Origin of the sequence: Pseudomonas sp. NPDC086566, from assembly GCF_050280885.1 — a bacterium.
Taxonomy (GTDB): Bacteria; Pseudomonadota; Gammaproteobacteria; order Pseudomonadales; family Pseudomonadaceae; genus Aquipseudomonas; species Aquipseudomonas vlassakiae.
Genome location: NZ_JBNNWD010000014.1, coordinates 1 through 21,977, shown reverse-complemented (window position 1 = coordinate 21,977; position 21,977 = coordinate 1). Strand labels below are relative to the sequence as shown.

The 21,977-nt window shown below is 62.6% G+C and carries 21 protein-coding genes, 1 pseudogene and 1 riboswitch; of the genes and pseudogenes, 8 read left to right on the top strand and 14 right to left on the bottom strand.

Going from position 1 to position 21,977, the window contains the following annotated elements:
- Window positions 1–134: 134 nt before the first annotated feature.
- Entirely contained in the window at window positions 135–989 is an 855-nt protein-coding gene (locus ACQKPS_RS25170) for an RHS repeat-associated core domain-containing protein (RefSeq protein ID WP_427605904.1), read from the bottom strand.
- A 99-nt stretch (window positions 990–1,088) separates the two neighbouring features.
- A complete protein-coding gene (locus tag ACQKPS_RS25165) occupies window positions 1,089–1,736 on the bottom strand; it encodes a DUF1345 domain-containing protein (protein WP_427605902.1) in 648 nt (215 codons plus the stop codon).
- Window positions 1,737–1,868: 132 nt separating this feature from the next.
- Between ACQKPS_RS25165 and ACQKPS_RS25160 the strand changes: the two genes are divergently transcribed.
- A complete protein-coding gene (locus ACQKPS_RS25160; RefSeq protein WP_254480035.1) occupies window positions 1,869–2,783 on the top strand; it encodes a site-specific integrase in 915 nt (304 codons plus the stop codon).
- Window positions 2,784–2,795: 12 nt separating this feature from the next.
- Here the strand turns inward: ACQKPS_RS25160 and ACQKPS_RS25155 are convergent, their stop codons facing one another.
- Together ACQKPS_RS25155 and gspG are read right to left on the bottom strand one after the other, a co-directional pair.
- On the bottom strand, window positions 2,796–3,986 hold the full coding sequence (locus ACQKPS_RS25155; RefSeq protein ID WP_254480034.1) for a type II secretion system F family protein: 1,191 nt from the start codon (window positions 3,984–3,986) through the stop codon (window positions 2,796–2,798).
- Window positions 3,987–3,997: 11 nt separating this feature from the next.
- The gene (gspG, locus tag ACQKPS_RS25150; RefSeq protein WP_427605899.1) at window positions 3,998–4,423 is read right to left on the bottom strand and encodes a type II secretion system major pseudopilin GspG; all 426 of its coding nucleotides are present in this window, start codon (window positions 4,421–4,423) and stop codon (window positions 3,998–4,000) included.
- A 186-nt stretch (window positions 4,424–4,609) separates the two neighbouring features.
- On the opposite strand from gspG, the gene ACQKPS_RS25145 reads away from it, so the two are divergent.
- The 4 genes from ACQKPS_RS25145 (at window position 4,610) to ACQKPS_RS25130 (ending at window position 9,965) form a co-directional block, all read left to right on the top strand.
- Window positions 4,610–5,203 (top strand): lytic transglycosylase domain-containing protein, encoded by a 594-nt coding sequence (locus tag ACQKPS_RS25145; RefSeq protein WP_186602536.1) that lies wholly within the window; start codon window positions 4,610–4,612, stop codon window positions 5,201–5,203.
- Between the two features lie 105 nt (window positions 5,204–5,308).
- Complete coding sequence (locus ACQKPS_RS25140; RefSeq protein ID WP_427605896.1) at window positions 5,309–6,766, top strand: sensor histidine kinase; 1,458 nt, start codon at window positions 5,309–5,311, stop codon at window positions 6,764–6,766.
- A 303-nt stretch (window positions 6,767–7,069) separates the two neighbouring features.
- Window positions 7,070–8,563 (top strand): sensor histidine kinase, encoded by a 1,494-nt coding sequence (locus tag ACQKPS_RS25135; RefSeq protein WP_427605894.1) that lies wholly within the window; start codon window positions 7,070–7,072, stop codon window positions 8,561–8,563.
- Complete coding sequence (locus ACQKPS_RS25130; RefSeq protein ID WP_427605892.1) at window positions 8,538–9,965, top strand: sigma-54-dependent transcriptional regulator; 1,428 nt, start codon at window positions 8,538–8,540, stop codon at window positions 9,963–9,965. The genes ACQKPS_RS25135 and ACQKPS_RS25130 overlap by 26 nt, the downstream gene beginning before the upstream one ends.
- Window positions 9,966–10,019: 54 nt before the next feature.
- Here the strand turns inward: ACQKPS_RS25130 and ACQKPS_RS25125 are convergent, their stop codons facing one another.
- The 3 genes from ACQKPS_RS25125 to ACQKPS_RS25115 form a co-directional block, all read right to left on the bottom strand.
- Window positions 10,020–10,322: a hypothetical protein gene (locus ACQKPS_RS25125; protein ID WP_254480030.1), complete on the bottom strand. Its 303-nt coding sequence runs from the start codon at window positions 10,320–10,322 to the stop codon at window positions 10,020–10,022.
- Window positions 10,323–10,406: 84 nt separating this feature from the next.
- Window positions 10,407–11,759: a GntP family permease gene (locus tag ACQKPS_RS25120; RefSeq protein ID WP_054886576.1), complete on the bottom strand. Its 1,353-nt coding sequence runs from the start codon at window positions 11,757–11,759 to the stop codon at window positions 10,407–10,409.
- A gap of 91 nt (window positions 11,760–11,850) precedes the next feature.
- On the bottom strand, window positions 11,851–12,390 hold the full coding sequence (locus ACQKPS_RS25115; RefSeq protein WP_110638060.1) for a gluconokinase: 540 nt from the start codon (window positions 12,388–12,390) through the stop codon (window positions 11,851–11,853).
- A gap of 206 nt (window positions 12,391–12,596) precedes the next feature.
- On the opposite strand from ACQKPS_RS25115, the gene ACQKPS_RS25110 reads away from it, so the two are divergent.
- The 3 genes and pseudogenes from ACQKPS_RS25110 (at window position 12,597) to ACQKPS_RS25100 (ending at window position 15,050) form a co-directional block, all read left to right on the top strand.
- Window positions 12,597–13,616, top strand: coding sequence for a LacI family DNA-binding transcriptional regulator (locus tag ACQKPS_RS25110; protein WP_254480028.1), 1,020 nt, complete (start codon window positions 12,597–12,599; stop codon window positions 13,614–13,616).
- 114 nt (window positions 13,617–13,730) lie between these two features.
- A pseudogene (locus ACQKPS_RS25105) lies at window positions 13,731–14,513 on the top strand (PAS domain-containing protein); the annotation flags it as partial.
- 42 nt (window positions 14,514–14,555) lie between these two features.
- Complete coding sequence (locus ACQKPS_RS25100) at window positions 14,556–15,050, top strand: methyl-accepting chemotaxis protein (protein ID WP_371263259.1); 495 nt, start codon at window positions 14,556–14,558, stop codon at window positions 15,048–15,050.
- On the opposite strand, the gene ACQKPS_RS25095 is transcribed toward ACQKPS_RS25100, so the two are convergent.
- From ACQKPS_RS25095 to ACQKPS_RS25065, 7 genes are all read right to left on the bottom strand, one after another.
- Window positions 15,025–18,300, bottom strand: a complete 3,276-nt coding sequence (locus ACQKPS_RS25095) for a transporter substrate-binding domain-containing protein (protein WP_427605889.1) — start codon at window positions 18,298–18,300, stop codon at window positions 15,025–15,027. The two genes, ACQKPS_RS25100 and ACQKPS_RS25095, sit on opposite strands and share 26 nt — an antisense overlap.
- Window positions 18,301–18,313: 13 nt before the next feature.
- Entirely contained in the window at window positions 18,314–18,928 is a 615-nt protein-coding gene (locus ACQKPS_RS25090; RefSeq protein ID WP_254480025.1) for a response regulator transcription factor, read from the bottom strand.
- Between the two features lie 216 nt (window positions 18,929–19,144).
- Window positions 19,145–19,387, bottom strand: coding sequence for a DUF1272 domain-containing protein (locus ACQKPS_RS25085; protein WP_427605887.1), 243 nt, complete (start codon window positions 19,385–19,387; stop codon window positions 19,145–19,147).
- A 59-nt stretch (window positions 19,388–19,446) separates the two neighbouring features.
- Window positions 19,447–20,199 (bottom strand): precorrin-4 C(11)-methyltransferase, encoded by a 753-nt coding sequence (cobM, locus tag ACQKPS_RS25080; RefSeq protein WP_427605885.1) that lies wholly within the window; start codon window positions 20,197–20,199, stop codon window positions 19,447–19,449.
- A 25-nt stretch (window positions 20,200–20,224) separates the two neighbouring features.
- Window positions 20,225–20,617, bottom strand: coding sequence for a cobalamin biosynthesis protein (locus tag ACQKPS_RS25075; RefSeq protein ID WP_427605974.1), 393 nt, complete (start codon window positions 20,615–20,617; stop codon window positions 20,225–20,227).
- A gap of 14 nt (window positions 20,618–20,631) precedes the next feature.
- On the bottom strand, window positions 20,632–21,324 hold the full coding sequence (locus ACQKPS_RS25070) for a CbtA family protein (protein ID WP_427605883.1): 693 nt from the start codon (window positions 21,322–21,324) through the stop codon (window positions 20,632–20,634).
- Between the two features lie 7 nt (window positions 21,325–21,331).
- Complete coding sequence (locus ACQKPS_RS25065) at window positions 21,332–21,517, bottom strand: CbtB domain-containing protein (RefSeq protein ID WP_254480021.1); 186 nt, start codon at window positions 21,515–21,517, stop codon at window positions 21,332–21,334.
- 98 nt (window positions 21,518–21,615) lie between these two features.
- Window positions 21,616–21,838: riboswitch (cobalamin riboswitch) on the bottom strand.
- Window positions 21,839–21,977: the final 139 nt, after the last annotated feature.

Here is a 21,977-nt window from a genome sequence, read left to right as displayed (position 1 = left end):
CGTGGCTGACGCTCTCTGACGGAGGATGTGTGAAACCGCGCTGGTTTCACAGCATCGCCGGCCGCTTTTGTTTCGGACGAATGGCCTCGAACGCCGGCTACCGTTCATTCAGCCCAGCGAAACACATGCGATGCTTAGCGATACATCAGGTTAAGCGCTCTCGAGGGATGTTGCCTGATGAGCTGCAAGGTCTGTGCAGGTCGTTGGATCAGTTCAGTACCCAGAGGAGTTGTCAAGATAGCGGCGCCAAAGCTTACAGTGTTGGCAGCTAAAATTGCTGGCAGTGAGCCGATGAGCGGTTCCAAGGCTAGAGTGCCTATTACTGAACTTCCCATAAATAGCGAAGGTCCGAACGGGCTGTTAAGCCATAGCGACATAGTGGAAGTGCTTATTGCATTTAGTCGATCCAGTGCAGGCAGACCAAGGCGATCCAATGTCCGAGGGGAAGTCAGTTCATTGAAAATTACCGAAGGCTGCGGCTGGGCATTAACTCGCTGAAAACTATCTTGTTCTATTGGCATCTCAATGATTGTATGGTCTCTGCGACGAACCCCTGAGAATTCTGGATTAGTTCGCGTCTGCTGGCTTCTCTGCCTAACGAGTACTGTCGGGCGCCCGGTCCGGGTGCGTCGGAAGCTAGCATCAAGCATATTCATGAACCATTCGCCGAAACGGCCCGTTGGATCGATACGATTGATGGGGTCACCCTGACAGTACATATATGTATTTAGCCCTCCCCGACCGAAGGGCGACGCTTCATCTGGCTGGTTAAACCGCAACCGCCGAGGGCTGTAAGCACGATATCCGTTACCCAGTAAATAGCAGCCCGATTTCATGTCCGGAAACTGGCCTGTGAAAGCTAGACCTGTAGAAAGTGCGGAGTATCCATGAAAGCCGTAAGCCGAATAGCAACGATTTGAATGCGCGGTGTTTTGTAGGTTTTCCTGAGCGCGTTGAAATGTTTCGCATGATTTAAGTGTGTTGGGCATCGTGGCAGCCTCCGTCTATCATCATGCCATGATTATCAAGAGTGAGGTATTGTCGAACAACTGGCAGAATTATCAGGTCTCCAATTACATGTAGCCGTTTTATCCAAGCAGGCCTGCCGCAATATTGATGGTGAAGCCGAGAATCGCCGTGTTGAACACAAAGCCCACCAGTGAATGCGCCAGCACCACCCGGCGCATGCCGCGCCCGCCGACGCCGACGTCGGAGGTCTGCACGGCAACGCTGATGGTGAACGAGAAGTAGTGGAAGTCCCAGTAATCCGGGTTGCACTCGCCGTCGGGGAAGCGCAGCGCCGGCGCATCGCGCTCGCCGGTGTAGAACAGGCGGGCGTAGTGCAGGCTGAAGATGCAACCGATCAGCAGCCATGAACCGGCCACGGTCAGCCCGGTGTACAGGTAGTGCAGGGCTTGCGCGCTGCCTTGCAGGCCGCGGCTGGAAACCAGTTGCAGGGTCACGGCGGCCAGGCTGGCGATGGCGGCGATGCACACGGTGAACAGCACCAGGCCGGCGTTTTCGTCTTCGACCCGGGCGACTTTGCGCACCTTGTCAGGGGTGGCGCGGCAGGTCAGCCACAGCACCAGCGACAGGTACAGCCAGACGCCCAGGTTCCAGCCAGCAAGGATGCGCTGGACGATATCGTCGGCCGGGATCAGCCAGGCGCCGAGCAGGCCGACCAGTGCGGCGATGCTCAGGCGCGGGTGAGTACGGGTCAGGCGGTGGAATACCATGAGGGCTCGCAGGTGGGGGCTTGGGCTGAACTCTAGACCACAGATCACCTGGCAAGGCGAGGGTTCGATCAAGTCGCCTGGTTTACGGTACCATTGCGCGCCGTTGCTTCGATTCGCTTCAGGATTCACGTTTTGTCCGACCTTTCGCAAAATCCACTGCTGCAATACCTGGCCCGGCTGGCACCGTCCAGCCAGCAGACCATGCGTTACATCCTGCAGGATGCTGCCGACCGGCTTGGTTTCGTTGACTGCAACCTGGCAGACGTGCCGTGGCACCGGCTTGAGCCTGGCCATGTGATTGCGCTGGTGGCGGCATTGCGCGCCGATGGGTATGCGCCGAACAGTTCCTCGCTGTATGTCAACGCGGTACGCGGGGTGATGAACGAGGCGTGGCGCCAGGGCCTGATCGACCATGAACAGCTGTTGCGTATCCGTGAGGTCAAGCCGGCGTCCGGCAGCCGCCTGCCGCCCGGGCGCAACCTGCGTCGCAGCCTGATCCGCGAACTGATGGACCTGTGCGAGGCTGACCCCCGGCCCCAGGGCGTGCGCGATGCGGCGATCATCGCCTTGCTCTATGGCACCGGCATGCGCAAGTCGGAATCGGTGGATATCGATCTCAGTCAGGTCGACTTCGAGGCGCGCAGCCTGCAGGTGACCGGCAAAGGTAACCGGCAGCTGATCAAGTATGCCCCGGCCTGGGCTTTCGAAAAGCTGCAGGCATGGCTGGACCTGCGTCGGCAGGCGCTGCCCGAAGGGGCCTCGGATGACCCGTTCCTGTTCAACCGCATCCGCCGTGGCAACCACATCACCCGTGCACGCATCACCAAGCATGCGATCTACTACATCGCCCGCCAGCGAGGTGCCCAGGTCGGGGTGAAAATCATGCCCCATGATTTTCGCCGCGCGTTCATCACCCGGGTGATCGAGGAGCATGACCTGTCGATCGCGCAGAAGCTTGCGCACCATGCCAACATCCAGACCACGGCCGCGTATGACCGGCGTGATGACAACGAGCGGCGGCGTGCGGTGGACCGGTTCGACTACTGAGGCCGCTACAAGCTAGTGAATACTCGAAGCCAGGTCGAAGATCGGCATGTACATCAGGATCACGATCCCGCCGATCAACAGGCCGATGAAGGTCATCAGCAGCGGCTCGAACAGTTTCACGAACCACTCCACCCAGCGGCCGATCTCCTGATCATGGAAATCCGCGCAGCGTTCGAGCATTTCCCCCAGGTTCCCCGATTGTTCCCCGGCCCGCAGTAAACGCAGTGACACCGGGGTGACCAACTGTCCGGCCTCGAGCGCGTCCGACAGCGGCAGCCCTTCACCGACGCGTCGGCTGGCCTGCTCCAGGCCTTGCGCCGAAGCGCTGCCGAGCAGCCCGTGGGCCATGCCCATGGCGGTAAGGATCGGGATGCCGCCCTGCAGCAGAATGCCCAGCGAGCGGTAGAAGCGCGCCAGTTCATACATCAGCAGGCGTTGATGCAGGGCTGGCAAGCGCCGCAGTTGTCGGGCCGCACAGCGGCGCACCAAGGGATTGCGGCGCAGTATCACCAAGGTCCCGATACCGCCGGCAACCGCCATTGCCAGCGGCATCTGTTGGGCATGCAGGAACAGGCCGACATCCATCAGCACCCGGGACAACCAGGGCAGTTCGCTGCCCATGCCCTCGAACACCAGGCTGAAGCGCGGCACCACATAGCCGAGCAGGAACAGCACCACACCTCCGCCCACCAGTAAGAGCAGCAACGGGTAGACCGAAGCCCCTACCAGCTTCTGCCGAACCAGGTCCAGGCGCTGGCGATAGCCGATGTAACGGGCCAGGGCGTCGCCCAGCGCGCCGGTACGCTCGCTGGATTGCACCAGCGCCACATACAAGGTTGGGAATACCCGCGGTTGCCTGGCCAACGACTGCGACAGCGAGTGGCCTTCATAGAGCTGGCGTACCAGCTCGGTCAGGACCTTGCGCGTAGCGCCGACGGGGGATTTTTCCGCCAGGCTTTCCAGCGCATCGATCAGCGGCAGGCCAGCGTTCAGCAGGGTGGTCAGTTCCTGACTGAAGAGCACCAGGTCGAACGCCGCCGCACGGCGCCAGGCCAGGCCGCCCAGGGCTTTGCCCTGGCCGCGCACGCTGACCACGCGCAGACCCTGATTCTCGGCCTGGCGACGTGCGTGCTCGGCATCCTCGGCGTCGATCTGCAATTGCACAATGCCCTGCCTGCCGAGGGCCTTGAGGCTATAGCGCATGGCGGTTCTCCTCATTGCCAGCTGGTGATTTCGGCGTTTTCACCATCGCCGCCGGGCTGGCCGTCCTTGCCCATCGACAGCAGGTCGTATTCGCCGCCGTTTTCCCCGGGTTGGCGGTAGATGTAAGCGCGGCCCCAAGGGTCCTGCGGCACGGCCTTCTGCAGGTAGGGCCCCGACCAGTGCGCCTCGCCACTGGGTGCGGTGACCAGCGCCTGCAGGCCTTGCTCACTGCTGGGGTAGTGGCCCACCTCCAGGCGATACAGGTCCAGGGCCTTGCCCAGGCCTTCGATCTGCGCCTTCGCCACCTTGGCTTCCGAGCGACCGAGCTGGCTGAAGTACTTGGGCGCGACGATACCGGCCAACAAACCGAGCACCACCAGCACCACCAGGAGCTCAAGCAGGGTGAAGCCACGTTGGGGGATGGATTTGCGCTGCATGGTGAAGCCCTCCGCTGCATGGGGACACAGGTTGCCCAGCCCCATGCAACAGCCGTGCACGTCTGCCTCGGGGCCTTGCGCCATGCGCCATGGCAGGCGGCACGGTGCTTGCGTCGTAGCAGAAAAGCCCGGGTTTTCCGGGGCATTTCCCCCACATCGGGGGAGCACGGCAGGGAGGTAACCGACATGCGCGTGGTGATCCTGGTAGTGACCTGGCTGGTGGCGGCAAGCGCCCAGGCCGACATGTACATTTCCATCGATGCCAACGGTGGCTATGTGCTGAGCAACGTTCACCGGCCAGGACGCCATTACGAACGGGTGATCAGTGAATCGCTTGCCCAGGCGGGCCCGGTCGACGCGCAGATGATCACCGGGCGGCCCTATGCCGAACTGGTGGCGGCGGCGGCCCGTGATTACGATGTGCCGCTGGCGCTGCTGCATGCCCTGATCAAGGCCGAGTCAGGCTACAACCCGAAAGCCCGCTCGGCGGCCGGGGCGGTGGGGTTGATGCAACTGATGCCGGATACGGCCAGGGAGATGGGCGTGGAAGACCTGCTGGACCCCGAAGACAACGTGCAGGGCGGGGCGCGCTACCTCAAGCGCATGCTGACCCTGTTCGACAATGACATTACCCTGGCCGTGGCCGCCTACAACGCTGGCCCCGATGCCGTGCGGCGGCGTGGCGCGGTCCCGCCGTACGCCGAGACCCGCCGTTACGTGCCAACCGTCTTGCGCGAATACCGCAAGCTGCAGGGGCTGGCTGATGATTCGCCACTCTGAATCGGCCTTGCGTCGCGAAAGTGGCGCAACTCGTCCTCAACCAATGCCATGGTTACCCAACTCTGGGCTATAACCTTTCAAAGGTGCCCGGCAGTGGAGTCCGTCATGGTCATCGCCCCCCGTTCCGAAGTACTCGAGGCGCCTGCGGGCACCGAAGCCGCTGCCCCGCACCGGTCATTCAACCTGTTGCGCTGGTACGCCTGGGTCAGTTTGGCGGTCATCCTGTCTGTGGCCGCTGGCCTGGGGCTGATTTCCAGTCGCTTCATCATCGACGAAAGCATCGAGCGCGACGCCTTGCTCACCGCGCAGTTCATCACCTCGATCGCCGACGCCGAGGTGCGCCATGTGGCGATCCCCAATGTGCGCACCATGGGCGAACTGCTTGACCCCCGCACCGACCGCGCGGCGATGCCCGATGTCGACCCCGAAGCGCGGCGCAAGGCTCGTGGTGAGTTCCTGGATCATATCGCCCACCTGCCAGACACGCTGCTGGCCAATATCTATGCCCCGGACCGGACGGTGATCTGGTCGACCAACCCGGCGCTGGTGGGCAAGCTGATCGAAGGCGATGGCGACCTGGACCGTGCCTTCGAATACAAGATGCGGGTCTCGGCCAGTTACCACAATTTCGAGCAGGCCCGTGCCGAACAGAAGTTCGTGACCCCGCCGGAACAGCTGTTGATCGAAAACTACATCCCGCTGTTCGATGCCGACGGCGATACCGTCACGGCGATGGTGGAAATCTACAAGGAACCCCGGGACCTGATCGTGCGCATCGAGCACGGGCTGATTCTCATCTGGCTGGCCATCACCGTCGGCGCTGCACTGGTCTATATCGGCCTGTACGGCATCATGCGCCGCGCCGCGCGGGTGATGGCGGTGCAGCAGAAACGCTTGATCAACAGCGAGACCTTCGTGGCGCTCGGCGAGGTGTCCTCGGCGGTGGCCCACAGCCTGCGCAACCCACTGGCCAGCATCCGTTCCAGCGCCGAGCTGGCCCAGGCCTTCGATGAAGGGCCGGCGCAACGCAACATCAACGACATCATCAGCCAGGTCGATCGCATGTCGCAGTGGATTCGTCAGTTGCTGCAATCCTTGCGGCCGCTGAATGACGAAGCGGTGCCGGTCGATTTGCCCCAGGTCCTGCAGGAAAGCCTGCAGAGCTTCGCCGTGCAGCTGGACCGCAGCGGGGTGACCCTGGACCTGCGACCGCTACCGTCGGTGCAGGTGCTTGGCCACCCGGCGTTGCTCGCGCAGATCTTCAACAGCCTGATCGCCAATGCCCTCGAGGCGATGGAGAGCGGTGGGCTGTTGCGCATCGAGGTGGTCAAACGTGACCGGCGCAGCCTGACCTTGCGCCTTGCCGATACCGGCAAAGGCATGAGCGAGCAGCAGCAGCGTTTGGCGTTCCGGCCGTTTTTCAGCACCAAGCAAGGGGGGCTGGGTGTGGGGCTGGTACTGGTCAAGCGCATCATGGAGCGCTTTGGCGGCTCGGTCCGCCTGAGCAGCAGCCAAGGCCATGGCACGCGGGTCTCGCTCAGCTTCCGTTTGGCGCGCTTGTGATAACTGATATCAAGAAAAGCGTGTAACCTATTGATTTGTAAGCGCTTAAAGGTTTGTGGGTATACGTTACCCAAATGTGGGGGATAAACCTCGAAACTAAATCGCTAATGCGGCTTAACTTGTTGATTTATAAAGATGTGACGATTGGTTAGGGGGCGTGGCGAAGTTCTTGCAGGTTCTCGCAACAGGTAACGCGCGACATTGGCAGCCATAGCTGCCCGGGCGGGATGGCATCAATTTGCTACTATCGGTAGCAATGCGGTGACCACCTTCTGAACGGACTCCCTGTACGGGAACGACGCGATGCAGATGCTGGATGAAGATGTTCCCGTGAAGCCCGCTGGACTGCCCGGCAGCACTGGCCTGGCCGTACCGCTTCGCGAGTTCAACCTGCTGCGCTGGTTTTCGCTGATCAGCCTGTTGATCATCGCTTCGGTCGCTGGCGGGCTGGGCTACGTGTCGACCCGCTTCGTGGTGCGCGACAGCGTCGAGCGGGATGCCATGCTTACCGCCCAGTTCATCCAGTCCCTGGCGGTGGCCGAAGTGCGTCATTCGCAGCTCCCTCCGGGTGCCACCATGGGCGAACTGCTCAACCCGCAACTGGACCAGCAGCACCTGCAGATCAACCCAGGACTTGTCGCGGCGACCCGGGCGGAGTTCCTCGACCACGTCGAGCACTTGCCAGATACCTTGCTGGCCAATGCCTATGCCCGAGACCGCACCATCATCTGGTCCACCAACCCCGAGCTGATCGGCAAGCGTATCGAAGACGATGGTGGCCTGAACCGCGCATTCAGCTCGCGCAAGGCGGTATCTGCCAGCTACCACAGGGTTCAGGGCGGCCGTGAAGAGCAGAAATTCCTCCGTGAACCCAAGTACCTGTTCATCGAAAACTACATCCCCTTGTTCGATAGCCAGGGCGATCAGGTCCTGGCGATGGTCGAGATCTACAAGGAGCCGCAGGACCTGGTACGGCGCATCCAGCGCGGTTACGTGCTGATCTGGGCCTCGACATTGGTGGGTGGGGCACTGATCTATTTCGGCCTGTTCTGGATCGTGCGCCGCGCTGCATTCATGCTGCATCAGCAGCAGGACCGGCTGGTGGCCAGCGAAACCTACGTAGCGCTCGGCGAGATGTCCAGCGCAGTGGCCCATAGCTTGCGCAATCCGCTGGCCAATATCCGCTCCAGCGCCGAGCTGGCGGAGGGCATAGCCAGCCCGCTGGCGCAAAAGAACATCACTGACATCATCTGCCAGGTCGACCGCATGTCGCGCTGGGTGCGCGAGTTGCTGGTGTCGCTGCGACCGGCCAGCGATACCGCCGAGGCGGTGGACCTGGTGGCAGCCATCGAAGATACCCACCAGGCCTTCGCCCAGCAGATCGAGCGCAACGGTGTGCGTTTCAGCTTCGAAGGGCCGCCCGTGCAATGGGTGGTCAGCCAGCCACTGCAATTGACGCAGATTCTCAACAGCCTGTTTTCCAATGCCCTGGAAGCCATGCCCAAGGGCGGCGTCCTGCATGCGCAGGTCAGCGTGCAGGAGGGGCAGCGTGCGCAATTGCTGCTCAGCGACACCGGCAAGGGCATGAGCCAGCAGCAGGAACGAATGGTGTTCAAGCCATTCTTCACGACCAAGCAGGGCGGTCTCGGTGTCGGCCTGGCCCTGGTCAAGCGGATCATGGAACGGTTTGGCGGCTCGGTCAGCCTGAGCAGCCGTGAAGAGGAAGGAACCCGCGTTAGCCTCACTTTCAATATCGCAGCGGGAGAAGACCATGGAGCACAGCATCCTGGTGGTTGAGGATGACGAAATCCTCGGCGACAACATTCGCACCTACCTGAGCCTCAAGGGCTTTGAGGTGACGCTCTGCAACAGTGCCGAGCTGGCGCTGGAACAGATCAAGCGGGCCCAGCCCGATGCGGTATTGACCGACAATTCTTTGCCGGGCATGAGCGGGCACGACCTGCTACGCACCCTGGTGGAGCAGGCGCCGGAACTCAAGGTGATCATGATGACCGGGTACGGCAACGTCGAAGACGCCGTGCAGGCCATGAAAGAGGGCGCATTCCACTACCTGACCAAACCGGTGGTGCTGGCCGAGCTCAAGTTGACCCTGGAAAAGGCCCTGGCCGCCGAGCGCATGGAGCGCACCTTGTCGTTCTACCAGGAACGCGAGGCGCAGAAGTCCGGGTTCCAGGCGCTGATCGGCGAATCGCCGGCGATGCTCACCCTCAAGCACACTTTGCATCAGGTGCTGGACGCCGAGCGGCGCATGGCCAGTGACGACCTGCCGCCCGTGTTGATCGAAGGCGAGACCGGGACCGGCAAGGAGCTGGTCGCCCGCGCGTTGCATTTCGACGGTTCGCGCAGCAAGGGGCCGTTCATCGAGTTCAACTGCGCGTCGATCCCGGCCAATCTGCTCGAGGCCGAGCTGTTCGGCCATGAGAAGGGCGCGTTCACAGACGCCAAGGAGCGTCGTGTGGGCCTGGTGGAAGCGGCCGATGGCGGTACGCTGTTCCTCGACGAGATCGGCGAGATGGACCTGGTGCTGCAGGCCAAACTGCTCAAGCTGCTGGAGGATCGCAGCATCCGCCGCATCGGCGCGGTCAAGGAGCGCAAGGTTGACCTGCGGGTGATCAGTGCCACCAACTGCAACCTGGAACAGATGGTGCAGCAAGGCAAGTTCCGCCGTGACCTGTTCTTCCGCCTGCGCATCATCGCCCTGAAAGTGCCGAGGCTGTATGCCCGCGGCCAGGATGTGTTGCTGCTGGCCCGGCATTTCCTGGCGCATCACGGGCGCCGCTATGGCAAGCCGAACTTACGCTTCAGTGCCGAGGCCGAAGCCTTGATGTTGAGCTACAGCTGGCCGGGCAACGTGCGTGAGTTGCGCAACATGCTGGAGCAGACCGTGTTGCTGGCGCCCAATGAAGTGATACAGGCGCATCAGCTGAACCTGTGCCTGACCTTGATCGATGAGCCGCTGGTGGCCCAACCCACGGCGACCGTGTACGAATTGCCGCGCCATGAACCGGAGCCTGGCACCAGCCTGCCGGACATGGAACGCGACCTGGTGTGCAAGACCCTGGATCGGACTGACTGGAACGTCACCAAGTCGGCGCGGATGCTGGGCCTGTCGCGGGACATGCTGCGTTACCGCATCGAGAAGCTTGGGCTTACCCGGCCTGACAAGCGTCAGTGGTGAGGCTGGGGCTGGGGCTGCAAAGCAGCCCCAAACGAAAGATGACTCTGCGGGACTTTATTGCTGACTACCGCCTGAATTGTTTCCACCTTGTCGCCCAGTCCCCTCGGAGCCACTGCCATCCATCCCCGGCAGGTCGCGGTTGTCATTCTGCCTGGCCGGCGGGCTTTCCGGGTCATTGCCCTGGATGCGCGGGTCGGTATCCCGGGGCATGGGCTTTTCGATCGGGTTGAGGGTGCTGTCGACACCCGGCTGCGGCGCCGGGTTGTGCGGATCATCAGGGTAGGTTGGCCCTGTACCGACCGCCAGGGCCAGCGGTGAAGTGAGCAGGGCAACCAGCAGCAGGGTTGAACGGGGCATGGCAAGCTCCTTTGCGTAGGGTAGGGCGCATACTTGCGTTAGGCCCTACCCGGGCTGCTCAGGTGCCATTCCCCCGATCAGCGGTCACACCACCGTCGACAGCGCCATGATGAAGATGATGCCGACGATGGACAGGATCGTCTCCATCATGCTCCAGGTCTTGAAGGTTTCTGCCACGGTCATGTTGAAGTACTGCTTCACCAGCCAGAACCCGGCATCGTTGACGTGGGACAGGATCAGCGAGCCAGCGCCGGTAGCGAGCACCAGCAATTCCCGGTTGACCCCCGGCACCAGGTCGATCACCGGGGCGACGATGCCGGCGCCGGTGATGGTGGCCACGGTCGCAGAACCTGTGGCGATGCGGATTACCGCTGCCACCAGCCATGCCAGCAGGATCGGCGAGATCTGCGCCTGCACGGCCATCTGCCCGATGACGTTGCCCACGCCGGTATCCACCAGCATCTGCTTGAAGCCGCCACCGGCGCCGACGATCAGCACGATGGCCGCGGTCGGTGCCAGGCTCTGGTCGAGCATTTTCATGATCTGCTGACGGTTGAAGCCACGGGCCGAGCCGAAGGTGTAGAACGCCAGTAACAGGGCGGCGAGCAGCGCGGTGATCGGGTGGCCGATCAGGTCCATCCACTGGCGGACGATGTGCTCGGCCGGCAGTACCACGTCAGCCAAGGTCTTGAGCAGCATCAGTACTACCGGCAGCAGCACGGTGATCAGGGTGACACTGAAGCTTGGCAGGTTGTTCTGGTCCGACTCCTTGGCGATCTGGTCCATCAGCTCCTGTGACGGGCTGCCCGGAATGTAGCGGGCAATGAAGTTGCCGAACAGCGGGCCGGCGATGATCGCCGTGGGCAGCGCCACCAGCAGGCCATAGAAGATGGTCTTGCCGATGTCGGCATGGAAGATGCCGATCGCCAGCAGCGGGCCCGGGTGTGGCGGGACCAGGCCATGGACCACCGAAAGGCCGGCCAACAGCGGAATGCCGATCTTGATCAGCGACACCCCCGAGCGCCGGGCGACGATGAATACCAGGGGAATCAGCAGCACGAAGCCGATCTCGAAGAACAGCGGGATGCCCACCAGGAAGGCGGCGAACATCATGGCCCAGTGCACGTTCTTCTTGCCGAAGGCGCGGATCAGGGTCTGGGCGATCTGGTCGGCGCCACCGGAGTCGGCCATCAGCTTGCCGAGCATCGTCCCCAGGGCGAGGACGATGCCGACGAAGCCGAGCACGCCACCGAAACCGTCCTGGAACGACTTCATGACCTTGGCCACCGGCATGCCGGAAGTCAGGCCGAGGAAACCGGCCGCCAGGGTCAGGGCGACGAAGGGGTGGACCTTGAAATGGGTGATCAGCAGGATCAGCCCGACGATGGTGACCAGCGCGTCGAGCAGCAGGTAGGTATCTGTAGCCAGTCCGAACATGGTTTTGATGCCTCGGTCTTATCGTTGTTTTGGGCGTAGCGAGTGAATTTCAGAGACAGCGCTATCTTTGGTGGGCTGGATAACCGCCGGGTCAGGCAGTACGCGCCAGATTCCGCTCACCGCAGGGCTTTAGCCAGGCGTCGACCGTTTCGGCGAGTACCGCAATCGGCTGAGTGGCATCCAGCGGCAGGGTCAGGGGCTCGCCACGGGGTGACTCGAGGGCGGCGAACTGACTGTCGATCAGGCTGGCCGGCATGAAGTGGCCTGGGCGGGCGAGCACGCGTTTTTCCGCCTCGGCGGGCGTGAGTTCGAGGAACACGAACACCAGCTCGGGCATTGCCGCGCGCAAGGTGTCACGGTAACGACGCTTGAGGGCGGAGCAGGTGAGAATCGGCCGTTCGCCAGCTTGCACCGTCGCTTGCAGTTCCTGGCCCAGGCGCACCAGCCAACCGGCACGGTCGTCATCGTCCAGCGGGATGCCGGCGCTCATCTTGCGGATGTTTTCGGCAGGGTGGAACGCGTCGCCTTCGATCAGGCGACCGCCGCTTCGCTTGGCAATTGCATCGCCGACGCAGCTTTTGCCGCAGCCGGCCACACCCATCACCACGATGGCGGACAGGGGAGAATTCATCAGTACCTCCTGCGGGGTGAGATAGCGCTGTCCCGTTGCAAACGAAGCGCCAGCTCCCCGGTGTTATTGATCTTGTCCTTACGCAGTATGGACGCTTGGCAGCATGCTGCAGTGGCCACTACCAAAGATTACATTGCCTGCGTCCTGAGACAGCGCTACCTTAGTGGCCGTTCCCTATTCCTGCAAGTAGTAAAATTACAACATCCATGTCTCGCACAGGCTCTCGCACCACAGGACGTCCCACACTGGCTGAAGTTGCCAGGCTTTCCGGGGTTTCCCCGATCACTGCTTCGCGTGCACTGCGCGGGGTCAGCACGGTTGCCCCTGAGCTGGTGGAAAAGGTCATGGCGGCCGCCGCCTCCCTGGGCTATGTCGCCAACCCGGCGGCGCGGGCGCTGGCATCGGCGCGCAGCCAGTCGGTGGTGGTGCTGATTCCCTCGTTGTCCAACCAGTTGTTCATCGACACCCTGGAAGCCATCCACGAGGTGATGCGCCCCCGTGGGCTAGAGGTGCTGATTGGTAACTATCACTACGATCTCGACGAAGAAGAAAACCTGATCCGCAACTACCTGGCCTATCAGCCGTGCGGCATGCTGCTGACCGGCTTCGATCGCAGCGATGCCGCGCGGCAGATGTTGGCAGCCAGCGGCGTACCCTGCGTGCATATGATGGAGCTGGGTGGAGCGGCTGGCGCGTTGTCGGTGGGCTTTTCCCAGCAGCAGGCCGGGCGGGCTGCGGCAACGCACCTGATCGAGCGCGGCCGACGGCGCCTGGCGTTCATTGCCGCGCAGCTCGACCCACGGGTGATGCAACGCGCCGAAGGCTTTCGCCAGGCCCTGGCCGAAGCCGGCATGCAGGCCACCGAGCTGGAGATTCTGGCGCCGCAACCGTCATCCATTGCACTGGGCAGCGAACTGTTCAGCCAGTTGTTGGCACAGGCGCCGGATGTGGATGGGATCTTCTTCTGCAACGACGACCTTGCCCAGGGCGCGGTATTGCAGGCATTGCGGCAAGGGATCGAAGTGCCGCGGCAGGTGGCCATGGTCGGTTTCAACGATTTGCCGGCGTCGGCGCACATGGTGCCGCGCCTGACCTCCATTCGCACCCCAAGGGCTGCCGTTGGTCGGGGCGCTGCCCAGGCTCTCTTGGCGCTGCTCGATGGCAAACGGGTAGCGACCGAACAGCAGGACTTGGGCTTTGAACTGATGGTGCGCGAGAGCTCATGAAATGCCTGAGGAAACGTCGCTAACTGGCTAATCACAACGTGATATCAAGTGGCTTGCACGCTATCAAAGCCGATCTATGCTCAGAAAACACTGGGCATCAAGGATCCTGGCGCCATGTTCGACTTCCACCGCAAATCTGATCTGATCGAGATTCAGCGCACCCGCAAGGCCCTGGCCGAAGCCCAGGCCAAGCTCGCGGCGATAAGCCGCTGCATGGCGATGATCGAGTTCGCCCCCGACGGAACCATTGTTGATGCCAATGCCCAGTTCTGCCAGGCCATGGGCTACAGTGCCGACGAATTGCGTGGTAAGCATCACCGCCTGTTCTGCGACCCGACCTACGCCAAAAGCACCGAATACCAGCAGTTGTGGCGTGAACTGGGGCAGGGCAAGGCCATCAGCGGTACCTTCGAGCGTGTCGACAAGGCGGGGCGCGAGGTATGGCTGGAGGCCAGCTACATGCCGGTGCTCGACGAGCACCAGCAGGTGACCAGTGTGATCAAGGTAGCGGCCGATATCAGTCAGCGGGTGAAGGACGAACACGAAAGCGAAAGCCTGCTAAAGGCAATCGGACGCTCCATGGCAGTGGTCGAATTCACGCCGCAAGGCCGGGTGATCAAGGCCAACCCGAACTTCCTGGCGACCATGGGCTACCGCCTGGAGGAAGTCGTGGGGCGTCATCATGGACTGTTCTGCCTGCCCCATGAACGTGAATCGGGCGCATACCGCGAGTTCTGGGCCTCGCTCAATCGTGGTGAGTATCACTCGCACCGCTTCGAACGCATCAACAAGCAAGGCCAGACGGTTTACCTGGAGGCTTCGTATAACCCTATCTTCGACAACAAAGGCCGCTTGTACAAAGTCGTCAAGTTCGCCAGCGACATCACGGCGCAGGTCAGTACCCAGCAGAGTGCTGCCGATGCAGCCCATGCCAGTTCGGTGCAGACCGATGCCTGCGCGCGTAAAGGCACCGAAGTCGTCCAGCAGACCGTAGCGGTCATCGAGCAGATCTCCCAGGAGCTCAATGATGCTGCGCGCAGCATCGATGCGGTCAGCAAGCAGTCGGATGTGATCGGGCAGATCGTGCTGACCATCCGCGGCATTGCTGACCAGACCAACCTGCTGGCGCTGAACGCGGCCATCGAGGCGGCCCGGGCCGGTGAACATGGCCGCGGCTTTGCCGTGGTGGCCGACGAGGTGCGCAGCCTGGCGGCACGCACCAGCAAGGCGACACTGGAGATTGTCGATGTGGTGCGGCAGAACCATGACCTGTCGCTGACCGCCGTGGCCAGCATGCAGTCGAGCCTGTCACGCACCGGGCGTGGCGTTGCCCTGGCCAACGAGGCGGGGACGGTGATCATGGAGATCCAGCAAGGCTCCCGGCATGTGGTCGATGCCATCAGCCAGATCAACTCGACGCTGCAATTGCACTGAGCGTATCACCCAGTTCACGCAGCAAGGCCTGCAGGCTTGCCTCCAGCTGCAGATGCAGTGTGCCGGTAGGTAGCCCTTGGGCATGTGCCTGTTCGATGGCTTCGCAATCCTTCACCACCTCGCGTACGCGCAGCATCTTGGCCCCCCCTTTGATGCGGTGAGCAAGGGCGCGCAATGCCTCGCGGTCGCTGGATTCATCAAGGGCTTGCAAGGCGTTGAGGTCTTCGCGGGCACTTTGCGTCAGTTGCTCAAGCAGGCGCCGGGTCAACTGTGGGTCATCCTGGGTAAGGTGGCGCAGTTCGTCCAGGTTGAACCCGCTGACCCTGGGCGTCGGGTGCGGTGCGGTGACCCGTACGTGCGGCAGGTAAGCCTTCAGGGTTCGCAGCCCGATCGGCTTGAACAGGCAATCGTCCATGCCACTTTCCCGGCAGCGTTGACGCTCTTCGGCCTGGGCATTGGCGGTCACCCCGAGAATGCTGCAGGCGGGCTGCCCGCGTTGTTGCTCCAGCTGGCGAATCCTGCGGGCCAGTTCATGGCCGTCCATGACCGGCATGCTGCAGTCCGTGATGACCAGGTCGAAAGTGTGCGCTTGCCACAAGGCCAGCGCCGCTTCGCCATGCTCGGCCAGGGTCACCTGGTGGCCGAGGTTGTTGAGCTGTTTTTCCAGTAACAGCAGGTTGGCCGGATAGTCATCGACCACCAGCACCTTCAATCGCCTGACGTCGGTTTCGTCGTCGGCTGCGTTGTGCTCCACGGGTAGGGGTTGTTCGCTTAGCGGCAGCGGCAACTGCACCCGCACGCGGGTGCCGACGCTTTCAACGCTTTGCAGGTCGAGCCTGCCCCCCATCAGTTCGGCCATGGTCCGGCTGATCACCAGACCCAGGCCTGCCCCTTGGCTGGCCCTTGGGCCTGAGACCTGAGTGAAGGTATTGAAGAGCCGAGCCTGGTCCTCTGCGGCTATGCCGATGCCGGTATCACTCACCGCCAGTTCGACCATTGCGCTATCGCCTGCCGCCGGGGCGTTGAACTTGACCTGGGCCAAGACCTCGCCACGATCGGTGAACTTGATCGCGTTGCTCAACAGGTTGGAGAGGATCTGCTTGATCCGCAGTGGGTCAGCCAGGACCCAGAGTTGCCCTTCAGGCAGCTCGCCTCGCAGGTGAAGGCCCTTGATCCGCGCATTGCCTTCGAACACGCGCAAGGTACTGCGGACCAGCTCCAGCAGGTCGGTTGCCACCGGCTGCAACGTCATCTGCCCGGATTCGATGCGCGAGATGTCCAGAATGTCGCCGATCAGCCCGAGCAAGCCGATGGCGGAGTCGTGAGCGGTCTGCAGGGTCTGGGTGTCGCAGCGACTGGTACGGTTGTCTTCCAGTGCCAGCTCCAGCAGGCCGATGACCGCGTTCATGGGCGTGCGGATCTCGTGGCTCATGGTTGCCAGGAACGCGCTTTTGGTCTTGCTGGCCTGTTCGGCTTCGTCCTTGGCCTGGCGCAGTTGCTCCAGCAGCCCCCGGCTGAATGCCAGTTGCGTCTGCAGCGCCCGTTGCGCTTCGGTGCGCTGCTGGATCAGCTTGCGCAAATAGCTGTTCCAGAACACTACCCCCGCCAGCAGCAGGGCAGAGAGCACCAGCACCTGCAGGGCCAGCGTGCGATAGTCGCGCCAAGGGCTGTCGCTGACCAAGGTGCTGGTGTGCCAGCGGTTCAACAGCTGGTCCAGCTCATCGGGGGGAATGCTTATCAGTGCCTTGTCGAGGATAGCTTGCAGCTGCGGCTGGTCAGGGGCCACGGCAAATGCGGCGACGGCCGGCTCGTCGTCCATGACACTGGCGATACGCAACTGCCCCTTGAACACTTGGTTGATGTAGTAGGAGGCATTGATATAGCTGCTATAGGCAGCGTCTGCTTCACCATTGACCACGGCTTCCATCAGGCCAAGGGGGTTGTTGACCTTCACCAGTTTCGCCTGTGGAAAGCGCCGAAGGACCTCAGCCCGCAGGTGCGAGCCATGCAGGAGCGCGATGCGCTGCCCGTCGAGGTTTCTGGCTTGCAATGGCGAGGGCTCCTGGTTGCGCGTCACCCACACCCTGGGGCTGACCAGATAGGGGCGGGTGTAGCGCAGCTGCGCCGCGCGCTCTGTGCCATAACCCAGTGCGCCGATCATCTGTGCCTTGCCGTGGGTGACTTTTTCAACCATCTGCTGCACGGTGTCCTGTTCGATGAACTTGAACTGCAAGCCGGTGCGCAGGGTGATTTGCTTGAGCAGATCGACAGTGATTCCGCTGACATGCTGCTGGGCGTCATTGAACGTCAGCGGGGCCAAGGCCGTGTCGACCAGGACGGTCACGGTCGGATGCTGGGCGATCCAGTTTTCTTCTTCCTCGGTCAGCGCTGACAGGTGACGCTCCAGCAACAAACTGGCATTGCCGCTGCTCCACCGGCGCAGGATGTTCAGGCGCTCGCTTTCGGAGATCCTGGCCAGGGCGCTATCGACCAGGCGGCGCAGCCGCAGGTTGTCATTGGCGAAGGCGAAGGCAAAGGTGCCGGATGCCATCTGGGAAAAGTGGTCGATCTTCACTGTGCCCTGGTAGCTTTTGCCAATCTGGTAGTCGGTGCTGATGGCATCGCCCAGATAAGCGTCGACTTCACCCAGGTCGACCGCTGCCAGGCCCGCCAGTGTGGAGCGATACAGGCTCAGTTGCACTTCTGGATAGCGCGCCCGGACGGCCTCGCCCGGCAAGTAGTGATCGACCATCGCCAGGCGCAAGCCGGCCAGCCCCTTGTCTTGCCTCAGCGGGGCATCCTTGCGTGTCGCAATGACGGGCAGGTCTTCGGCATAGGGCAGGCTGAGGCTGAGCATGGCATCGGCGGCCTCAAAGCTGTTGGAACTGCCCAGCAGGTCGATCGTGCCAGCACGCAGAGCGGCGATCGCCTCGTGGCGGCTGGCATAACGCCTGACTTCCACCGGTACCCCCAGTTGTTCGGCAATCAGCCCGGCATAGTCGGCACTGAGCCCTTCGTAAGCGTCCAGGCTGACGTTGATTTCGAAGGGCGGATAATCCGGCCGTGAAGTACCCAGTAGCAATGCACCGCGCCGCTGCAGCCACTGGCGGTCGGCATCGTTCAATTGCAGCGGTTGTGCGGCGCTGGTGGCGCGTGCCAGCAACTGCCGCGGTTCACCGTCGGCGAGCGACAGGAGCGGGCAGGCCAGCAGGGCGACGAACAGGATCAGGCCAGCCAGGACAGGTTTCATGCGCGCCGTGCGCTCAGTTGACGTGGTTGCGTTTGGCGAGATCGACCATCTCCACCAAGGACTCGGTCTTGAGCTTCTCCATGATCCGGCCACGGTAGGTGCTGATGGTCTTGGCACTGAGGTTCATGCAAGCGCCGATGTTCTTGTTGTTCTCACCACGGCTCAGGCGCCGCAGTACTTCCATCTCTCGGTTGGACAGGCTGCCCAGGCGGGCGGGCTCGCTCTCCAGGGTATTGCTGTTCACCGCCATCTGGGGGAAGGTCGAGTAGCCCTTGATCAGCGCTTTGAGGGCAAAGACCACGGCCTCCAGGTCTTCGCCCTTGGTGACGAAGGCACCAATACCGGCATCCAGGCAGCGGCGCACATAAAGATCGGTGGCTTGCCCGGTCAGCACCATGATTTTCGGTGCCGGTTCCTGTTGTTGCAGGCGCTTGATGACTTCCATGCCATCCAGCCCGGGAAGCCCTATGTCCAGCACCACTACATCCGGGCGTAATTCGCGCACCTTCTGTGCCACTTCGCTGCCGTTGTCCAGTTCGCCGACGATACGAAAGCGCTCGCGCTCAAGCAGGATGCGCAGGGAAAAACGAACGATGGCGTGATCATCAACGATCAGCACGGTTGTCATGTCATTAACTCCTGTCGGAATGTGGTCGGCTGCCTGAAGTAATCAGGGGATACGTCTGCAAGCTTTTTCTGCTGTGCAGCACGATACGACCATTCCGGATCCGTGGTAATGGCGAGTATAGATGTGTTGAACAAGTGAGCCGGTATTGTAGAAAGTTCCTACAAAAATGCCGTTACAAGCCTTGTCGCAAGCGGCGAGGCCTGTAACGGCCGAGGGTCAGGCGCAGGTCGGGTGAGGCTTGAGCACACGCTGGGTCGAGGCGGGGTTGTTGTTCAAGGCCTGGCCCACCCGCGTCGGGCGGGCCAGCAACTGGCCGCCGCAATTCGGGCAACGGCCCTGCAAACGCAGGTCAGCGCAGCGGCGGCAGAAGGTACATTCGAACGAGCAGATCATGGCGTCAGGGCTATCACCCGGCAGATCGGCATCGCAGCATTCACAATTAGGGCGCAGCTCCAGCATGGACAGTCCTCCGGTGGTGGAAAGCGCAGTCTGCTCCGCCCTTCGCCGGCTTGGCAATGCTAGTCGCCGGGGCGGTACAGGTGCGCGTGGCCGGCGCGGTACAACGCTGACTCGCTGAAGGGTGCGTCGCCGAGTACATGGCCGACGAGGATCAGAGCGGTGCGTCTGAAACCTTTGCTGGCGACCTGTTCGACGATATCGGCCAGGGTGCCGCGCACGGCGTCCTGGTCTGGCCAGGTGGCACGATGAACGACGGCGGCCGGGCAGTCGGGGCCGTAGTGCGGAAGCAATTCTTCGACGATGCGCGGCAGATGCTTGACCCCCAGGTGAATGGCCAATGTGCTGCCGTGCCGGGCCAGGTCGCCGAGCTGTTCGCCTGCGGGCATCGGTGAACTGTCGCCGTATCGGGTGAGTATGACGGTCTGCGCCACCTGTGGCAGGGTCAGTTCGCAGCCGAGCAGCGCCGCGCTGGCGGCGGTGGCCGTGACCCCGGGGATGATCTGGTAACCGATGCCCAGTTCGCGCAGATGACGAATCTGCTCGCCGATGGCGCCATACAGACTGGGGTCGCCACTGTGCACCCGGGCCACGTCCTGGCCGTTGGCGTGTGCGGCGCGAATGGCGTCGATGATTTGTTCGAGGTGCAGTTCGGCACTGTTGATGACCTTCTCGGCCTGGTGGCCTTCGAGTACCGCAGCGGGTACCAGCGAGCCGGCATAGATGATCACAGGGCACTGGCGGATCAGGCGTTGGCCCTTGACCGTGATCAGTTCCGGGTCGCCGGGGCCGGCGCCGATGAAGTAGACCGTCATGGCGAATCCTTGAAAAAAGAAGCAATTATCCGGCGCAGGCCAGCGCCAGGGTAGCGGGGCCGTGGACCTGGCGGGCCACCTTGAGCGTGACGCTGGGGTGATTGAGGCTCGCCAGGGCCAAGGCGGTGCTCTCGGCGACACCCCAACAGCCGCTGTGCGCGAAGGCCACGGCGGAGCGGTGGCTGAGCTGTGGTTCGAACCTCTGCAGCTGGCCGGCAGCGAAAACCACCAATGGCAAGGCGTGACGTGCGGCAAGTTGCTGCAAGCCTGGCTCGTCGGCCTTGCCAGCGATGCTGGCCAAGCCACGAAGTGCTGTGATCTTCAGGCCATGATGCTCCAACACTGCTTGCAGCAGCGCTTCGAGCACGTCGACCGGACAGCCCCGGCGGCAACCGAAGCCGGCGTACAGCACCGGCATTGGCGGGGCGCTCATCAGGTGTGGCTGGTGCGGCGATACAGCCAGGCGCTGAGCAGGCCCAAGGCCACCCAGAAGGCCGCGTTGGTCAGCCATGAAGCGATCATGAACCGGGTCTCCAAGGCCTGTGGTGCCAGGCTTTCGTGGACCTCCGGCTGCGGCGCGCCGATCACGTGCGGTACCACCAGCAAGGCTGCACCCAGGGCCTTGAGCAGGCCATGGCGTGCGAACACCAGCAGGGCCAGGCCCAGTGCCGTCGCGGCGGCGGTGCCGACCCACCAGCTCTGGCGCTGACCGAGATCGGCGGCGGCAGTGCCTGGCAGTTCGGGTGGCAAACCCAGGGTAGGCGCGAGGCAGAACACGGCAAAACCGGCCAGCCCCCACAGCGCGCCGGTGCTGGTGCGGCCTGGCTCACGCAGGCTGTAGAGGGCGGCGAGGATCAGGGCGAAGCCGACGGCAACCACCAGATTGCCGCCTGTGGTCGAGAGGGTGCGCTGCCAGCCATCTTCTGGCGACCAGGCTTCTTCGCCATGGGTGTGGCCAGCGCCAGCTTTTTCGTCGTGGCTGTGGTGTGCGGCTGCCGGGCTGGCCGATTCATAGGTTTCCGCCTCGAGGATCAGCGGTGCGACCCAGAAGCTTTGCAGCAGGGTCAGCAACAGAGCGGCGAGCAGGCCGCTGAACCCGGCTGTGCGGGCAATGCGCTTGATCATGGCAGCCTCAGTGGCAGGGGAAGGCGGCGCTATGGCGTGTGTCGTGCGCGGCGTTGTGCACGGCTTCGATGTGCGAGAACCCGGCGAAGTAGACCAGGCACAAGCCGAGCAGGCTGGCACCGATGGCAATGACCACACGCTGGCTGAGGGTGACGGGGGTGGCGATGCTATGTTTGGCGCTGGTGATGGGCATGACGCGATCCTCTGCTTTTTTGTAAGGGCAACGGACAGGCGCGGCAATTCCGGGGGCAAGGCGCCCGAGGAAAATGCGACAGCGCCCGCCCACCGCGGGGTGTTCATGGACGACAGGCCGGTCTCCGGGCTTGCGAGGAGGAGCGGGGCTCCTTGAAAAGCATCACCTTCCCATGCCGGACTGCGTGGCACAGTGGTCTGGACGCTTCGCTCGCTTACCGTTGCGGGGGCAGCACCGGATTTGCCCGGCCCTGGAGGGCCTGCGACGCACCGATTTCCCGTTTCACCCCCGTTTGGGGGCACCTGACGCAAGGCGTAAGGAGAGCACGGGGCGAGGGAGACGTCAAATGTCATACAGATGCAATGCTTGCTCTTGCTCTTGCTCTTGCTCTTGCTCTGCTTTTGCTTTGGCTTCTAAGCGCGCGATAGTTCAGGCGACGCAGAGTGCGACTTCAGGAGGC

Bases quoted from the DNA above. Each gene is read 5' to 3' on its own strand.
- ACQKPS_RS25170 (WP_427605904.1), bottom strand. From the start codon at position 989: ATGCCCAACACACTTAAATCATGCGAAACATTTCAACGCGCTCAGGAA.
- ACQKPS_RS25165 (WP_427605902.1), bottom strand. From the start codon at position 1,736: ATGGTATTCCACCGCCTGACCCGTACTCACCCGCGCCTGAGCATCGCC.
- ACQKPS_RS25155 (WP_254480034.1), bottom strand. From the start codon at position 3,986: ATGCGCTATAGCCTCAAGGCCCTCGGCAGGCAGGGCATTGTGCAATTG.
- gspG (WP_427605899.1), bottom strand. From the start codon at position 4,423: ATGCAGCGCAAATCCATCCCCCAACGTGGCTTCACCCTGCTTGAGCTC.
- ACQKPS_RS25145 (WP_186602536.1), top strand. From the start codon at position 4,610: ATGCGCGTGGTGATCCTGGTAGTGACCTGGCTGGTGGCGGCAAGCGCC.
- ACQKPS_RS25140 (WP_427605896.1), top strand. From the start codon at position 5,309: ATGGTCATCGCCCCCCGTTCCGAAGTACTCGAGGCGCCTGCGGGCACC.
- ACQKPS_RS25135 (WP_427605894.1), top strand. From the start codon at position 7,070: ATGCAGATGCTGGATGAAGATGTTCCCGTGAAGCCCGCTGGACTGCCC.
- ACQKPS_RS25130 (WP_427605892.1), top strand. From the start codon at position 8,538: ATGGAGCACAGCATCCTGGTGGTTGAGGATGACGAAATCCTCGGCGAC.
- ACQKPS_RS25125 (WP_254480030.1), bottom strand. From the start codon at position 10,322: ATGCCCCGTTCAACCCTGCTGCTGGTTGCCCTGCTCACTTCACCGCTG.
- ACQKPS_RS25120 (WP_054886576.1), bottom strand. From the start codon at position 11,759: ATGTTCGGACTGGCTACAGATACCTACCTGCTGCTCGACGCGCTGGTC.
- ACQKPS_RS25115 (WP_110638060.1), bottom strand. From the start codon at position 12,390: ATGAATTCTCCCCTGTCCGCCATCGTGGTGATGGGTGTGGCCGGCTGC.
- ACQKPS_RS25110 (WP_254480028.1), top strand. From the start codon at position 12,597: ATGTCTCGCACAGGCTCTCGCACCACAGGACGTCCCACACTGGCTGAA.
- ACQKPS_RS25095 (WP_427605889.1), bottom strand. From the start codon at position 18,300: ATGAAACCTGTCCTGGCTGGCCTGATCCTGTTCGTCGCCCTGCTGGCC.
- ACQKPS_RS25090 (WP_254480025.1), bottom strand. From the start codon at position 18,928: ATGACAACCGTGCTGATCGTTGATGATCACGCCATCGTTCGTTTTTCC.
- ACQKPS_RS25085 (WP_427605887.1), bottom strand. From the start codon at position 19,387: ATGCTGGAGCTGCGCCCTAATTGTGAATGCTGCGATGCCGATCTGCCG.
- cobM (WP_427605885.1), bottom strand. From the start codon at position 20,199: ATGACGGTCTACTTCATCGGCGCCGGCCCCGGCGACCCGGAACTGATC.
- ACQKPS_RS25075 (WP_427605974.1), bottom strand. From the start codon at position 20,617: ATGCCGGTGCTGTACGCCGGCTTCGGTTGCCGCCGGGGCTGTCCGGTC.
- ACQKPS_RS25070 (WP_427605883.1), bottom strand. From the start codon at position 21,324: ATGATCAAGCGCATTGCCCGCACAGCCGGGTTCAGCGGCCTGCTCGCC.
- ACQKPS_RS25065 (WP_254480021.1), bottom strand. From the start codon at position 21,517: ATGCCCATCACCAGCGCCAAACATAGCATCGCCACCCCCGTCACCCTC.